This is a genomic window from Hamadaea sp. NPDC050747 (assembly GCF_040654195.1).
In the GTDB taxonomy this organism is placed as follows: Bacteria; Actinomycetota; Actinomycetes; order Mycobacteriales; family Micromonosporaceae; genus Hamadaea.
This window is the reverse complement of the sequence record NZ_JBFAHM010000004.1, coordinates 318,764-333,383: the sequence shown is the minus strand read 5'-3', so window position 1 is coordinate 333,383 and position 14,620 is coordinate 318,764. Positions and strand designations below refer to the sequence as shown.

At 71.7% G+C, this 14,620-nt stretch carries 17 protein-coding genes; 11 read left to right on the top strand and 6 right to left on the bottom strand.

The window, feature by feature from the left end:
* Positions 1 to 4 precede the first annotated feature (4 nt).
* Entirely contained in the window at positions 5 to 493 is a 489-nt protein-coding gene (locus AB0H43_RS10945) for an NUDIX domain-containing protein (RefSeq protein WP_359999075.1), read from the bottom strand.
* Positions 490 to 1,251, bottom strand: a complete 762-nt coding sequence (locus AB0H43_RS10940; RefSeq protein ID WP_359999074.1) for a CDP-alcohol phosphatidyltransferase family protein — start codon at positions 1,249 to 1,251, stop codon at positions 490 to 492. Before AB0H43_RS10940 ends, AB0H43_RS10945 begins: the two co-directional genes overlap by 4 nt.
* 17 nt (positions 1,252 to 1,268) lie before the next feature.
* Between AB0H43_RS10940 and AB0H43_RS10935 the strand changes: the two genes are divergently transcribed.
* Genes AB0H43_RS10935 through AB0H43_RS10925 form a run of 3 tightly spaced genes read left to right on the top strand, consistent with a single transcriptional unit; the run spans position 1,269 to position 3,635 of the window.
* Positions 1,269 to 2,255 (top strand): zinc-binding alcohol dehydrogenase, encoded by a 987-nt coding sequence (locus AB0H43_RS10935; protein ID WP_359999073.1) that lies wholly within the window; start codon positions 1,269 to 1,271, stop codon positions 2,253 to 2,255.
* Between the two features lies 1 nt (position 2,256).
* Positions 2,257 to 2,655 carry a 6-carboxytetrahydropterin synthase gene (locus AB0H43_RS10930; protein ID WP_359999072.1) on the top strand — a complete coding sequence of 133 codons (399 nt, stop codon included), beginning with the start codon at positions 2,257 to 2,259 and terminating at the stop codon, positions 2,653 to 2,655.
* Positions 2,652 to 3,635 carry a glycosyltransferase family 4 protein gene (locus tag AB0H43_RS10925; protein WP_359999071.1) on the top strand — a complete coding sequence of 328 codons (984 nt, stop codon included), beginning with the start codon at positions 2,652 to 2,654 and terminating at the stop codon, positions 3,633 to 3,635. Before AB0H43_RS10930 ends, AB0H43_RS10925 begins: the two co-directional genes overlap by 4 nt.
* A gap of 56 nt (positions 3,636 to 3,691) precedes the next feature.
* Here AB0H43_RS10925 and AB0H43_RS10920 read toward each other — a convergent pair whose 3' ends face one another.
* The 4 genes from AB0H43_RS10920 to AB0H43_RS10905 all read right to left on the bottom strand — a co-directional run bounded on the left by AB0H43_RS10920 (position 3,692) and on the right by AB0H43_RS10905 (position 7,443).
* On the bottom strand, positions 3,692 to 4,309 hold the full coding sequence (locus AB0H43_RS10920) for a hypothetical protein (RefSeq protein ID WP_359999070.1): 618 nt from the start codon (positions 4,307 to 4,309) through the stop codon (positions 3,692 to 3,694).
* A 2-nt stretch (positions 4,310 to 4,311) separates the two neighbouring features.
* On the bottom strand, positions 4,312 to 5,292 hold the full coding sequence (locus AB0H43_RS10915; RefSeq protein WP_359999069.1) for an aldo/keto reductase: 981 nt from the start codon (positions 5,290 to 5,292) through the stop codon (positions 4,312 to 4,314).
* A gap of 20 nt (positions 5,293 to 5,312) precedes the next feature.
* Entirely contained in the window at positions 5,313 to 6,896 is a 1,584-nt protein-coding gene (locus tag AB0H43_RS10910; RefSeq protein ID WP_359999068.1) for a Na+/H+ antiporter, read from the bottom strand.
* A 97-nt stretch (positions 6,897 to 6,993) separates the two neighbouring features.
* The gene (locus tag AB0H43_RS10905) at positions 6,994 to 7,443 is read right to left on the bottom strand and encodes a YdeI/OmpD-associated family protein (protein WP_359999067.1); all 450 of its coding nucleotides are present in this window, start codon (positions 7,441 to 7,443) and stop codon (positions 6,994 to 6,996) included.
* A gap of 184 nt (positions 7,444 to 7,627) precedes the next feature.
* Here AB0H43_RS10905 and AB0H43_RS10900 point away from each other — a divergent pair, with 184 nt between their 5' ends.
* From AB0H43_RS10900 to AB0H43_RS10865, 8 genes are all read left to right on the top strand, one after another.
* Entirely contained in the window at positions 7,628 to 8,515 is an 888-nt protein-coding gene (locus tag AB0H43_RS10900; RefSeq protein WP_359999066.1) for a lysylphosphatidylglycerol synthase transmembrane domain-containing protein, read from the top strand.
* A complete protein-coding gene (locus tag AB0H43_RS10895; protein ID WP_359999065.1) occupies positions 8,508 to 9,212 on the top strand; it encodes a dihydrofolate reductase family protein in 705 nt (234 codons plus the stop codon). The genes AB0H43_RS10900 and AB0H43_RS10895 overlap by 8 nt, the downstream gene beginning before the upstream one ends.
* Positions 9,209 to 9,838, top strand: a complete 630-nt coding sequence (gene ribA / locus AB0H43_RS10890; RefSeq protein WP_359999064.1) for a GTP cyclohydrolase II — start codon at positions 9,209 to 9,211, stop codon at positions 9,836 to 9,838. The genes AB0H43_RS10895 and ribA overlap by 4 nt, the downstream gene beginning before the upstream one ends.
* Positions 9,839 to 9,845: 7 nt before the next feature.
* Entirely contained in the window at positions 9,846 to 11,447 is a 1,602-nt protein-coding gene (locus AB0H43_RS10885) for a sulfatase (RefSeq protein ID WP_359999063.1), read from the top strand.
* A gap of 120 nt (positions 11,448 to 11,567) precedes the next feature.
* Entirely contained in the window at positions 11,568 to 12,095 is a 528-nt protein-coding gene (locus AB0H43_RS10880) for a TetR/AcrR family transcriptional regulator (RefSeq protein WP_359999062.1), read from the top strand.
* Between the two features lie 3 nt (positions 12,096 to 12,098).
* Entirely contained in the window at positions 12,099 to 12,689 is a 591-nt protein-coding gene (locus AB0H43_RS10875) for a DUF4865 family protein (protein WP_359999061.1), read from the top strand.
* 13 nt (positions 12,690 to 12,702) lie between these two features.
* A complete protein-coding gene (locus tag AB0H43_RS10870) occupies positions 12,703 to 13,677 on the top strand; it encodes a proline racemase family protein (protein ID WP_359999060.1) in 975 nt (324 codons plus the stop codon).
* Positions 13,674 to 14,585, top strand: coding sequence for an ornithine cyclodeaminase family protein (locus AB0H43_RS10865; RefSeq protein ID WP_359999059.1), 912 nt, complete (start codon positions 13,674 to 13,676; stop codon positions 14,583 to 14,585). Before AB0H43_RS10870 ends, AB0H43_RS10865 begins: the two co-directional genes overlap by 4 nt.
* The last annotated feature ends 35 nt before the right edge of the window (positions 14,586 to 14,620 follow it).

Sequence of the window (14,620 nt, the reverse complement as noted above, 5' to 3'; positions counted from 1 at the left end):
CCGCTCAGCGTAGGAGGGCCTCGGCGAACAGTCCGCTCAGGCCGAGCGGGACGAACGTCTCGTGTCGCTCGCGGTCGAGCATCTCGGCCTGGGTGAACCAGGCGTAGCCGAGGGTCGTCGACGCCTCCAGCGGCTCGTGCCCGTCGAAGCTCACCGGTACGCCCGACGGCACCCGGCCCACGAAGATCTGCTGGTACACGTGCTGCAGTTCGCCGTAGGGATTCTCGACGACCTTGTCGTGCTCCAGGATGCACCGGCCGAGGGTGAGGTCGGTGATGCCGGTCTCCTCGAACACCTCCCGCCGGGCGGCCTGCTCGTAGGTCTCACCGGCGTCGACCCCACCCCCGACGAGGAGCCAGAAGTCGCTGCTCGGCAGGGGATTGGGGCCACGCACCGCGGACGGGTCGTGGATCTTCAACAGCAGTACACGGTCATCGGCGTCCAGCAGCAGGACCCGGGCCGAGCGCCGGATCTTGATCTCCCCGTCGGTCATGCCGAGGAGCGTACAAGGGGGCGGCCGTCCCAGGCGCGGGCATTTGCGGCCAGTGGGAAGACAAGCGGGCCGAGCCGGCGCAACGCGGGAAAGCGCTGCGCGGCGAGCCACACGACGTCCCGCCCGAACGATTCGAGCAGCAGCGCCAGGGCAGCGGCCAACGCGGTCACGACCGCCCAGTGGGGGAAGATCCCCGACGCGGCGCAGACGAGCACGATGCCCTGCACGGCGGCGACGACCTTGCGCCAGTGCCGGTAGGGGACCTGGCCGCGCAGCCACGGAAGCAGCCGGCCGGCGACGGCGTACAGGTAGCGCATGAGCCCGATGAGCATCACCCACACCCCGGCCGACCGCCCGACGTAGACGGCGAGCACGAGCAGCAGGAACGCGTCGACCTCCATGTCGAACCGGGCGCCCAGCGGCGAGTCGGTCCCGGTACGCCGGGCGATCCAGCCGTCGATCGCGTCGAGGATCAACGCCAGCGTCGACGTCCAGACGATCACCCACACCGGGCCGGGGACCGCGACCGACATCGCCAGCACCCCGCCGACGAGCGTGGCGCGCGCCAGCGTGATCCGGTCAGCCGGGCCGAGATCCCGGCCGTCCGACCGCAAAGCCCAGGTCAGCAGGCCGGCGAGGGTCAGCCCGTAGGCGGCGCCCAGCGTCCAGCCGAGCCCGGTCAACCCCACCGAACCGGAAAGTCCGGCGAGGAGTCCGACCTGAACGGCGAGCCCTGCCACCGGTCCGGTACGCATCATCGGCACAATCATCAATTATGGGGACTGGCACAGCACGCGCCTTCTGGGTGCGTACGCCCGGAGCCGGAGAGATCCGCGAGGAAGCTCTCCCGCAGCGAGGCGACGACGACGTCGAAGTCCGTACGCTCTACTCCGGCGTCAGCCGGGGCACGGAGACCCTCGTCTTCCGCGGCGAGGTGCCCCCCGACCAGTACGCCCGGATGCGCGCCCCGTTCCAGGCGGGCGACTTCCCGGCGCCGGTCAAATACGGCTACCTCAGCGTCGGCGTGATCGAGGCCGGGCCGGACGCGGGGACCACCGTGTTCGCCCTGCATCCCCACCAAACCCGGTACGTCGTGCCGAGGAGCGCCGTGGTGGAGGTTCCCCCCGGCGTGGATCCGAAACGTGCCGTGCTCGCGGGCACCGTCGAGACGGCGGTCAACGCCCTCTGGGACACCCCGCCGCTGGTCGGCGACCGGGTGACGGTCATCGGCGCGGGCATGGTCGGGTGCGGGGTCGCCGCAGTGCTCGCCAAGATCCCCGGCGTGGACGTGGAACTCGTCGACGTCGACGAGGCGAAGCGGGCGGTCGCCACGAAGATCCACGCGCGCTTCGCGACTCCGGCCGCCGCCCGGACCGGCCGGGACCTCGTCTACCATGCCAGCGCGACCGAGGCGGGTCTGCGTACGGCGTTCGACCTGGTCCGCGACGAGGGCACGATCACCGAACTGAGCTGGTACGGCGACCGCGAGGTGAGCCTCGGCCTCGGCGGGATCTTCCACTCCGGACGGATTACCTTGCGCAGCAGTCAGGTCGGCCGGGTCGCGCCCGCCCGCCGGGACAGCCGCACCTACGGCGACCGCCTGCGTACCGCGCTCGACCTGCTCAAAGATCCGGTCTTCGACGCGCTGCTCGGCGGCGAGTCGCCCTTCGGGGACCTGCCGGAGGTCCTGCCCCGCATCGCCGCCGGCGACCTGCCGATGTGCCACGTCATCACCTACGCCGACGAGAACCCAGGAGAGTGAAGTGTTCAGCGTTACCGTCCGGGATCACATGATGATCGCGCACAGCTTCCACGGCGAGACCTTCGGGCCCGCCCAGCGGCTGCACGGCGCGACCTTCGTCGTCGACGCCACCTTCAAGCGGTCTGATCTGGACAGTGACGGCGTCGTCGTCGACATCGCACTGGCGGCCGACACGCTCAAGCAGATCGTCGGCGCGTACCACCTGCGCAACCTCGACGAGCTGCCCGAGTTCACCGGCCTGAACACCACCACCGAGGTGCTCGCCCGGGCGATCGCCGACCGGCTGGCCGACGGCGTCCACTCCGGACAGCTCGGCGAGACCGCGCGGGGGCTCAGCGGCCTCGCCGTCACCCTGCACGAGTCGCATATCGCCTGGGCCACCTACGAAAGAGCCCTATGACCGGCAGTGCGGCGACCGTCCACTTCGTCGTCCCGAACGACATCGACGCCACGCCCAGCGGCGGCAACATCTACGACCGCCGGGTCATCGACGGGCTCGGCGCTCAGGGTCTCGACGTGGTCGAACATCCCGTCCAGGGCGCCTGGCCACACCCGTCCCCGGCCGACCTCGACCGGCTCGACGAGGTGCTGTCCGCCCAGCCCGACCAGGCCACGGTCATCCTCGACGGGCTGGTCGGCTCCGCGGCCCCCGAGGTGCTCGCCCGCCACCGGCGGCTGCGACTCGTCCTGCTGATGCACATGCCACTGTCCACTCCCGAGGAAATCCGGGCGCTGCGCTCGGTCGGCGCCGTCGTCACCACCAGCCAGTGGACCCGCCGGCTCGTGATCGGCTTGTACGCGTACCGCAGCGACCGGGTCTACGTCGCCGAACCCGGGGTGGACGCCGCGCCGGTCGAAGCCTGGACGGCGGCGGGGTCGAAGCTGGTCTGCGTCGGCGCGGTGACCCCGGTCAAGGGGCACGACATCCTCGTGGACGCGCTCGCGAGCCTGACCGATCTGGAGTGGACGCTCGACTGCGCCGGCCCGCTCGATCGCGACCCCGCCTATGTGGACGCCTTACGGAAGCAGATCGACTCCGCCGGCCTGGCCGACCGGATCGTGCTCGGCGGTGTGCGTACCCGATGGGCTGGCGATCTGCTGTGCGTCGCGAGCCGGGGGGAGACCTACGGCATGGTGATCATCGAGGCGCTGGCCCGGGGGATGCCGGTGGTGGCGACCGATGTCGGCGGCGTGCCGGAGGCGCTGGGCCGGGGCGGGCTGCTCGTGCCGCCCGAAGACCCGGCGTCCTACGCGCGGGCCGTGCGCTCCTGGCTCACCGACCCGCACGTGCGCGCGGACCTGCGGACGGCCGCGCTGACCCGGCGGTCGGCGCTGACCGGCTGGGACGAGACCGTCCGCAAGTTCCGCTCGGCTCTGTGACCACTGCGACGTGACCACTGCGACGTGACCACTGCGACGTGACCACTGCGACGTGCCTACAGCGACGCGAGCACCGCTGGGGTCGCGCCCGGCCAGGTCGCGGTGAGCGTCGCGCCCTCGACCGGCGTGCCGACGACCCGGACGACGTGCAGTTCGGCGCCGTCCGTGATCACCCGGGCCGGGTCGCCGTCGACGACGTCGCGGACGACGGTGATCCGAGCCGCGACCGTGCCGGGGATGCCGCTGCCACGCACCGTCATCGAGGGCTCCCGGCGTTCCTGGCGGCCGTCCTCGTCCTCGACGTACTCCTCGGCCTCGCCGCCGCCGGACACGATGGCAGCGGCCAGGACGGCGGCATAGACCGGATCGCCGAGCGCGTCGTAGATCCACCGCGTGCCCAGCACCGAATGCTCCGACGTGCCGAGCAGGTACGCCTCCGCTCCCGCCAGCGGAGCGCCGCGGTAGGTCAGCGGCGTGTGATAGATCGGCCCGTTCCCGGCTCGGACCAGGATCGCCTCGACACCGACCTCACCGGCCGGGTCGTCGAACCGACAGGCGGCGATGCGGTCCACCGGCACACCGGCCGGTCCCGCGAACCAGGGGCGGCCCGGCAGCCAGGCGTTCACCAGGTCGAGCTTCGACGGCTGCAGATCAGCCTTGTACACCACGGCCATGTCTAGTACCGGCTTCCTTCCGGGGCTGGCAGCGCGTCCAGCTCGGCCAGGTCCTCGGCGCTGAGCCGGAGGTCGGCCGCGGCCGCATTGTCGACCAGGTATTTCGGGGTCTTCGTGCCCGGGATCGGGATCACCCGCTCGCCCTGTGCGAGTACCCAGGCCAGCGCGACCTGTGCCGGAGTCGCCCCGGCCCGGTCGGCGACCGCCTGGACCCGGCCGACGAGGGCGAGGTTGGCCCGCAGCGCGTCCTGCTGGAAACGCGGCAGCTTCCGCCGGAAGTCGTCGGCGGGCAACTCGTCGAACGACGACACGCGACCGGCGAGGAATCCGCGGCCCAACGGCGAGAACGGCAGAAACGCGATGCCCTCGGCCGCGCAGTAGGGCAGCACCTCGGCCAGCGGGTCGCGCGTCCACAGCGACAGCTCCGACTGCACCGAAGCGACCGGGTGCACCGCCTGCGCCCGCCGGATCTCCTCGACGCCGACCTCGGACAGGCCGATGTGCCGGGCCTTGCCCGCCGCGACGGTCTCCGCCATCGCGCCCCAGGTCTCCTCGATCGGCACCGCCGGGTCCACCCGGTGCAGCTGGTAGAGGTCCACATGGTCGGTGCCGAGCCGCCGCAGGCTGGCATCGATCGACCGGCGGACGTGTTCGGGGCTGCCGTCGCGGCCGACTCCCGGCGAGGTATTCGTGGTCGCGCCGCCCTGGCCGCCGGGCACCAGCCCGACCTTCGTGGCCAGCACCGCCCGCTCCCGGTACGCCCCTGTCAGCGCCCGGCCCACCAGCTCCTCGTTGGTGTAGGGACCGTAGACGTCGGCGGTGTCGATGAGTGTCACGCCGAGGTCGAGCGCCTGCCGGATCACGCCGATCGAGGTCGCGTCGTCGCGGTTGGCTGGATCGTCGTAGGCGTGGCTCATCCCCATGCAGCCGAGGCCGATGACGCCGACCTCCGGACCTTCGGTTCCCACCGTTGTTGTGCGCATGCGATCACCCTATGCGCGCGCTAGTCGAGGGCCTCGCGGCGGGTCAGCCGCACCTCCTCCAGGTCGAGCCGGGTCTGCACGTCGCGCAGCACGATGTCGTCGATGCTGCCGTCGTCGCGCAGCCGCACGACCGTCGCCCGCTTGTACGCCAGCACGGCCAGCTTGAGTTCGGTGTACTGCTGGTCGTAGGTCAACGCGGGCTGGTCGTCGACGTCCGGCTCGGACGCCCGCAGGACCCGCAGATGCTTCTCGTACTCGTGCCGCAGCCGGTCGACGACCTTCGGCTCGACCCCCAGACCGTCGGCGATCCGGGGCATCGCCGCGAGCGCCTCCTCGGTCGCGGTCGTCTCCGCGAGGTGCCGTTCCTGGGCGGGGGAGTCGTCGGGCGGCAGGTGCGCCCAGCGTACGACCCGGGGCAGGAGCAGCGCCTGCGCCAAGGTCACCACGATGACGCCGGTCGTGACGAAGATGATCATGTCCCGATTCGGGAACGGCTCTCCCGAGGTCATCATCCGGGGCACCGCGAGCGCGGCGGCCAGCGACACCGCACCCCGGAAGCCGGAGAACCCGCTCACCACGCGACCCCGGGCGCCGACCCGGCGCAGCCGCTGCTGCGGTCGCCGGTCCAGCGCCCGGATCAGGTACGGCGTGGTGAACAGCCAGAGGAACCGGGTGCCGATGACCACCGCCGAGATGACCGCCACCGCCGTCAGGCCCTCCGTGAACGCCTTGCCGTCCTGACCGCGTACGGCGTCTTGCACCTGCAGGCCGATCAGCACGAACAACGTCCCGTTCAGCAGATAGGTCGCCATCGACCAGAACGCCTCGGCCTGCTGCCGCGCCTCCGCCCGGATGACCCGCGGCCCGGCCTGGCTCAGCCACAGTCCCGCGACGACGACCGCCAGTACGCCGGACGCGTGCACCAGCTCCGCGAGCAGGAACGCCGAGAACGGGGTCAGGATCGTCACGACGTTGCCCAGCACCCGGTCGTCGACCCAGCGCCGGACCTGCACCGACAGCCAGCCCACGAGCGCGCCGGCCAGTGCCCCGCCCGCGTACGCGACCAGAAACAGCCAGCTCACGTGCAGGGTGCTCAGATGCTCCTCGCCGACGGTGACGCCGACCGCAAGCCCGTAGATGACCAGGGCGGTCCCGTCGTTGATCGGGCTCTCGGCGCGCAGCACAGTCACCTGACGGCGGGGCAACGCCCGGGCCAGTACGCCGACCGCCGTCGCGTCCGTCGGCGCCACTGCCGCTCCAAGCACCCACGCGGGACCCCACGGCAGTCCGAGCGCGTGCGCCGCCCAGGCGACCGCGCCCGCCGTGGCGATCACGAGCGCGGTGCTGACGAGCACGATGACGCGAAGATTGTTGCGGATCTCGCGTAGGGAGGTGGTGATGCTCTCCCAGTACAGCAGGGCGGGCAGGAACAACAGCAGCACCATCTCCGGCGGCAGGTGCACCTCCCGGAGCGCCGGGATGAAGCCGAGCAGCACCCCGCAGCCGAGCAGCAGCACCGGGGAGGCCACCCCCGTACGCCGGGCCAGCAGGCCGCAGATCAGCAGCGCGAGGCCGAGCAGGACGACGAGTTCGAGACCGAGCACGTCCCCATTTTCCCCGTCGCCGATCTTGCGCTCCGGATCGGCCCTCCGGCGCTTGGCGTGCCGGTCGCGCCGTGCGGTCCGGCCGACCGCTCTCCGGTCAGCGGGCGCGGCCCTCGGCAAGAGTCGCGACGGCCTTCTCGATGCGCCGCTGCCGAGTCTCGTCGGTCTTCGCTCCAGTCACCTGTGTCACGTGGTACTTGCGCAGGCTGACCGACAGCCCGTCGAAGGTCTGCCGGGCGGCCGGCACGGCGTCCAATGCCGACGCCAGATCGTCGGGCACCTCGACCTGCCGGGGAGCGGCGTCGACGACGACCTCCACCTCGACCTCGTCCCCGGCGGCCACCCCGGCCGCGGCGCGGACGTCGGCGCTGACCGGGATCAGGAACCGGCCGCCCATCGGCGCGATGGTCGTCTCGTACGCATAGCCCCGGATCGTGGCGCGCACCGGTGGCCGCTTGCCCGCGCCGAGAGCTTCGACCACCTCGTCTGGCACCACGATCCCGGTCGCGGTCTTGCCATGGAGTTCGATGACGGCCTGGAACTTCACGATGATCACCTCGTCTGTCGTCGAGTGCGGCGGTTGCTCTGATCAGACTGCCGCACGCCGCGAAACTCATCAGTGTGCGGTCCGGGATATCGGACGGCCGGGCGGAAACCCCCGCCGCGCCGGTCGCACCGGCGGTCCGGCGATGTTTAGTCCAGGCGCATCCGGCGGTAGTTAGGGTGGGTGGATGACCGCGTCCAGACCGAGCCGCCCGTTCTGGGGGTGGATCCGAGCGATCGGCGGCCTAGCCCTGCTCGCCGTGTTGTTGTGGCGGGTGGGCGCCGGTCCCTTTCTGACCGGCGTACGCCGGATCGACGCGGTCGCGCTCGGCGTCGCCCTCGCGGCGGGTGCGCTGACGACGGTGTGCTCGGCGTGGCGGTGGCGGCTGGTGGCGACCCGGCTCGGGGTGAACCTGCCGTTGCACCGGGCGATCGCGGCGTACTACCGGGCGCAGTTCCTCAACACGACGCTGCCGGGCGGGATCGCGGGCGACGTCCATCGAGCCGTCCGCCATGGACGGTCCATCGGGGACGTCCGGCTCGGGGTGCGGTCGGTGGCGGTCGAGCGGATCGCCGGTCAGGCGGTGGTCGCCGGGCTCGGCGTGCTGCTGCTGGCCGTCCTGCCGTCCCCGGTACGCCACTACGCCCTGTACGCCCTGATCCCGTTCGCGGTGCTGGCCGGCGTCCTGGCCTGGCGGCAGCGGCGGAGGGCCGCTGAGATGCCCTGGCTGGGTGTCGCGGGGCTGTCGGCGGTGATCCTCGCTGGGCACTTGACCACGTTCGTCGTGGCCGCCCGGACGGCTGGTGCCACCGCGTCCGTGACGCGGCTGCTGCCACTGACGGTGTGCGCGTTGCTGGCCATGATGCTGCCGCTCAACCTCGCCGGCTGGGGACCTCGCGAAGGCGTCGCCGCCTGGGCGTTCGGCGCGGCCGGGCTGACCGCCGAGCAGGGCGTCGCCACCGCGGTGACCTACGGCGTACTCGGGTTGGTGGCCTGCCTGCCGGGCGCGCTGGTGCTGCTGGCCCGGGTGCTGCGACCGTCTACTCCGGACGCGGGGGTGGCCGCCCATGGCTGACCGCCCCTACATCCTGCTCAGTTGCAGCATGTCGATCGACGGCTACCTCAGCGGGCCGACCGAGGACCGGCTGCTGCTGTCCAACGACGCCGACTTCGACCGGGTCGACGCCGTACGCGCCGCGCACGACGCGATCCTCGTCGGCGCGACCACGATCCGGCACGACAATCCGCGCCTGCTGATCCGCTCGGGTGACCGGCGCGACGAACGCGTACGCCTCGGGCTGCCGTCGAGTCCGATGAAGGTGACCGTCACCGGCTCGGCCATGCTCGACCCGGAGGCGGCGTTCTTCACGGCGGGCGACGCCGAGCGGCTCGTCTACTGCCAGAGCGACGCCGTCAGCGAAGCCAAGGCCCGGCTGGGCGGCTGCGCCACCATCGTCGACGGCGGGCAGCCGGTCGACCTCCGGGCGCTGACCGAAGACCTCTACGCGCGGGGCGTACGCCGCCTGATGGTGGAGGGCGGCGGCACCGTGCACACCCAATTCCTCACCGCCGACCTGGCCGATGAGCTGCACCTGGTGGTGGCCCCGTTCTTCGTGGGCGACTCCCGGGGGCGGCGGTTCGTCGGGGACGGCCGGTACCCCTTCCACCCCGGACGCCGGGCGACCCTCGCCGAGGTACGCCAGATCGGCGACGTCGTGCTGATGCGGTACGCCCTCTCGCCGCGCTGCGACGCGTCCGGGGGTGGCGCATGATCCCCGAGGAGATTCCGACTGCCCGAATCCGGACCGAGGTCACCGTCCCGCTGCGCTTCGCCGACGGCTACACCACCGTGGCGAGGGTCTTCTCGTTCACCGGCCTGGTCGACGCCAAGGAACACGTCGCGTTGCGGCTCGGCACGATCCCCGCGGGGACGCCGCCGCTGGTCCGCCCGCACAGCGAGTGCCTGACCGGCGACGTGTTCGGCAGCCAGCGCTGCGACTGCGGCCCGCAGTTGCGCGAGTCGGCCGAACTGATCACCGCCGCCGGGGGATACCTGCTCTACCTGCGGCAGGAGGGTCGCGGCATCGGCCTGTACGCCAAGCTCGAGGCGTACACGCTGCAGGACGCCGGGCTCGACACCTATCAGGCCAACCTCGCGCTGGGGCACGCCGAGGACGAGCGGGACTACACCGTCGCCGCCCAGATGCTGCACGCGCTCGGGGCGGACCGGATCGCGCTGCTCAGCAACAACCCCGACAAGGCCGAGCAGCTGGGCCGGCTCGGCATCGCCGTGACCGAGCACGTGGCGACCGGCGTCCACCTGTCCCCGGCCAACGCGGGATACCTGGCGGCCAAGGCCAAGCTCGGCGGTCATACCTTCAACGGTCACCTGCGATGATGAGCGGGTGCGCATCCGGCGTCCGCTGGCGATCGGGGCGGCGGTCCTCGCCGTCCTCGTGCTCGTCGCGCTTCTGCTCGCGCCCGACGAGGTGGGCCGGCTCAGCCCGGCGGCGTTCGTCCGGCTGCCGATCGACCTGATCATCGGCCTCGGCCTGATCCTGGTGCTGCCGCCGAAGGCCCGCCGGGTCGGCGTCCCCGTCATCGGTGTCGTGCTCGGCGTGCTGGCGATTCTGAAGATCCTCAGCCTCGGCTTCTCCACCGTCCTCGACCGGCCGTTCGACCCGGTCGCCGACTGGAGCTTCCTCGGCTCCGGCGCCACCTATCTGCGCCTGTCGAGCGGCCGAGGGGTCGAGATCGCCGCGATCGTCGGCGTGATCCTGCTGGGCCTGCTCGTCCTCGGGCTCGCCGTCGTCGCCTTCCGCAGCATCGCGAAGGTGTCGGTCGACCACCGGACCCCGGCCGGGGTGGTCCTCGGCGTCCTCGCCGTGGGCTGGGTGATCCTCGCGATCACCGGCGCGCAACTGGTCACCGCCGTCCCGGTGGCCGCCCGCGACGGCTACGACCGCGTACGCCAGGTCACCGCCGGGATCGAGGATCAGCGCCAGTTCGCCGCCGCTCTGAAGCAGGACGAGTTCGCCGACGTCCCCGCCGATCGGCTGCTGACCGGACTGCGCGGCAAGGACGTCGTCTTCGCGATCATCGAGAGCTATGGGCGTACCGCGCTCGACCGGCCCGAGATCGCGCCGCAGATCGACCAGGTGCTGGCCGACGGCATGGCGCGCCTGGCCCGTGCCGGGTACGCCGCCCGCAGCGGCTTTCTCACCTCGCCGGTCGTCGGCGGCGGGAGCTGGCTGGCCGACTCGACGCTGCTGTCCGGCCTCTGGGTGGACAACCAGCAGCGCTACGACACCCTCACCCGCAGCGACCGGCTGACCCTCACCTCGGCGTACGCCCAGAGCGGCGGGCGGGCGGTCGCCGTCATGCCCGCCACCGTCGCCGACTTCCCGGAGGCCGGCTTCTTCGGCTACGACCAGGTGTACGCCTCGAAGGACCTCGACTACCAGGGTCCCCTGTACGCCTTCGCGATGATGCCCGACCAGTACACCTTGTCGCAGTTCCAGCAGCGGGAACGGGCGCAGACCGGGCGGCCGCCGGTGATGGCCGTGATCCCGTTGATCTCCAGCCACGCTCCGTGGGAGCCGGTGCCGACCCTGCGGAGCTGGGACCAGGTCGGCGACGGCTCGACCTTCGAGAGCAAGCCCGGCTCCGGCGACTCGGCCGACCTCGTGATCCACCGTGATCCGGCCCGGCTGCGTGCGGACTACCGCACGGCGATCAGCTACTCCCTGCAGACCGTGATCTCCTATGTGGAGACGTACGGCGACGACAACCTGGTGCTCGTCTTCCTCGGCGACCACCAGCCCGCGCCTGCGGTCACCGGGCCGGGCGCCGGGCGCGACGTGCCGATCACGATCGTGGCCCGCGACCGGACCCTGCTCGACCGGACCACGTCGTGGGGGTGGACCGACGGGCTGCGGCCCGCGGCGAACGCCCCGGTCTGGCCGATGGACCAGTTCCGCGACCGCTTCCTGACGGCGTTCTCCTGACTCCGGCACGCTCTCAGCGACTGTGACGGTACGCAGGTGTCCCGGCGCTGGATGCCTGCGTACCGCCACAGTCGACACGCGATCTTGCGTTCTGTACCTACTAGTATGTACGGTGCGAAGGTGAGCACGGCCGACCGCCTCATCGAGAGCACCCGCGAGCTGCTGTGGGAACGCGGCTACACCGGCACGAGCCCGCGCGCCATCCAAGAGCGGGCGGGCGCCGGTCAGGGCAGCATGTACCACCACTTCACCGGCAAGCCCGACCTCGCGCTCGCGGCGATTCGGCGTACCGCCGATGACCTGCGCGCGAAGGCCGAGGCTCAGCTGGGCGGACCGGGCACCCCGGCCGAACGGATCACCGCGTACCTGCGCCGGGAGCGGGACGTCCTCAAGGGCTGCCCGATCGGGCGGCTGACCCAGGACCCCGACGTCATGGCCGATCCGGTCCTGCGCGCCCCGATCGAGGAGACCTTCGCCTGGCTCCGAAACCGGCTGGCCGAGGTGCTCGCCGAAGAGGACCGCCCCGAGGCGACCGCGGCGGCCCTCGTCGCAGTCCTGCAGGGCGGCTACGTCCTCGCCCGCGCCGCGGGCTCGACGGACCCGTTCGACCAGGCGATCACCGGCATCATCGAGTTGCTGAAGAGGTAACCCGTGTACGCGAAGCAGTACGAGATCACCCTGCCCGCCGACTACGACATGGGGATCATCCGCAAGCGGGTGGCCGCGGGCGGCCACGTCCTCGACGACCGTCCCGGACTCGGGCTGAAGGCGTACCTGATGCGGGAACGCGGCGTCGACGGCTCCCCGGTGAACCAGTACGCCCCGTTCTACCTCTGGAACGATCCGGGGGCGATGGCCCACTTCCTGTTCGGCGGCGGCTTCCACAACATCGTCCGGGACTTCGGCCGGCCCGTCGTACGCCACTTCACCGGCCTCGCCGCGTACGCCGGACCAGCGCGAAGCGGCCCGCCGACGAAGGCGACGCGCCGCATCACCCCGATCCCGCCGCCCGGCGAACCGGACGGGATGGCGGCCCTGGTCGAGCGGGAAATCGCCGAGCTGTCCGCCCTCGGCGACGGTATGCACACCGCCGCGCTCGCTGTGGACCCGCACCATTGGCAGCTGCTGCGCTTCGTCCTGTGGCGGGACGCCGTCTCCCCGGAGGAGTCCGGCGACCGCTATGAAGTGCTGCACCTGAGCGTCCCCGGCCTCGACGCGCTCCCCGACGGCCGGTGCTGGTAAATATGCTGACCGCATGGATCACGGCGTTGTGCGTACCGTCGACTATCACACGGGCGGTGAGCCCTTCCGGATCGTGACCGACCCCGGGCCGATCGCGGGCAAGACCGTCGCGGACCGGCGGGTGACCGCGATGAGCGACCCACGGGTGGACGGCTTGCGGCGGCTGCTGTGCTTCGAACCGCGCGGGCACGCGGACATGTACGGCGGTTTCCTCGTGCCGCCGGACGACGACGGAGCACACCTGGGCGTGCTGTTCTGGCACAAGGACGGGTTCTCGACCGCCTGCGGGCACGGCACCATCGCGCTCGGCGCGTGGGCTGTCCGCAGTGGACTGGTGCCGGTGACCGGCGACCGGACCGACGTGATCATCGACGTGCCGTCCGGGCGAGTCACCGCTCGCGTGCACACCGGGGACGGCCGGGTCGACTTCGTGAACGTGCCCAGCTACCTGATCGCCCGCGACGTCGAAGTGGGGGAGTACCGCGTCGACGTCAGCTTCGGCGGAGCGATCTACGCACAGGTCGACGCGGCCTCGCTCGGCCTGACCGTGACACCGGAGTCCTACCAGGACCTCATCGCCGTCGGCCGCGAGATCAAATGGGCGCTCAACGACAGCCCGTGGGCGAGACACCCGAGCGACGACCGGCTCAGCGGCGTCTACGGCACCATCCTCTACGAGGAACTGGGCCCGCTCCACCACCGCAACGTGACGATCTTCGCCGACGGCGAGCTGGACCGGTCGCCCTGCGGTTCGGGCACCGCCGCCCGGGTGGCCACGCTGGCGGCGACGGGACGGCTCACCGCCGGGCAGACCTTCACGCACGACTCCATCGTCGGCTCGCGGTTCACCGCGACGATCGCCTCGGAGACCACTGTGGACGGACATCCTGCGGTCGTGCCGTGTATCACCGGGAGCGCGTACCCGACCGGGGAGCACACCTTCTTCGTCGATCCGGGCGACGACCTGCCGGGGTTCGTGCTGAGATGATCCCCTACCTCGACGCCGACGCGATCCGGCGCTCGCTCAGCCCCTCGGCCGCCGTCGACGCCATCACCGCGGCGCTCCGCTCGGGCCTGGACCCCGCCGCATCGGTCGCGCGTACCTCGGTGCCGCTCAGCCACGGCGAACTCCTGATGATGCCGGCCGAAGCCGGCGGGCACGCGGGGGTCAAGCTCGCGACCGTCGCGCCCGGCAACGCGGACCGCGGCCTGCCTCGGATCAACGCGGTCTACGCGCTGTTCGACTCCGAAACACTCCAGCCGGTCGCGCTCCTCGACGGCGCCGCGCTCACCACGCTCCGAACGCCTGCGGTCACGGTCGCGGCGCTGCAGCCGGCCCTCGACCGGCTCGGCGCCCTGCGGGTCGTCGTGTTCGGCGCCGGGCCACAAGGCCACAGCCACGCCGAAACCCTGGCCGCGCGCTACGACGTCGCCTCCCTCGACGTGGTGTCTTCCCAAGGGGTACGCCCGGCGCTGCGCGACGCCAACGTGATCATCTGTGCCACCACTTCGACACAGCCCGTGTTCGACTCGTCGGAGCTACGGGACGACGCCGTCGTCGCGGCGATCGGCGCGCACACGCCCGACGCCCGGGAAGTCGACGCGGCCTTCTGCGGGCGCGCGACCGTCATCGTCGAAGACCCGGCGACCGCCCTGCGAGAATGCGGCGACGTCGTCCTCGCCATCGCCGCCGGGTCGCTCACCCCCGACCGCCTCGTCCCGATGGCCTCAGTCGTGCGGGGAACCTACGTCGTGCCGCCCGGCCCGGTGTTCTACAAGGGCTCCGGCATGTCCTGGCAAGACCTGGTCATCGCCTCCGCCGTCCTCTCCCACCTTGTCCCGCCGCCCTCAGTCCCGCCGCCCCCTATCCCGCCGATCATGAACTCACGGTCGTGATCGACCGGCGTGTCGTGTCCACAGCCCCCTGGTCG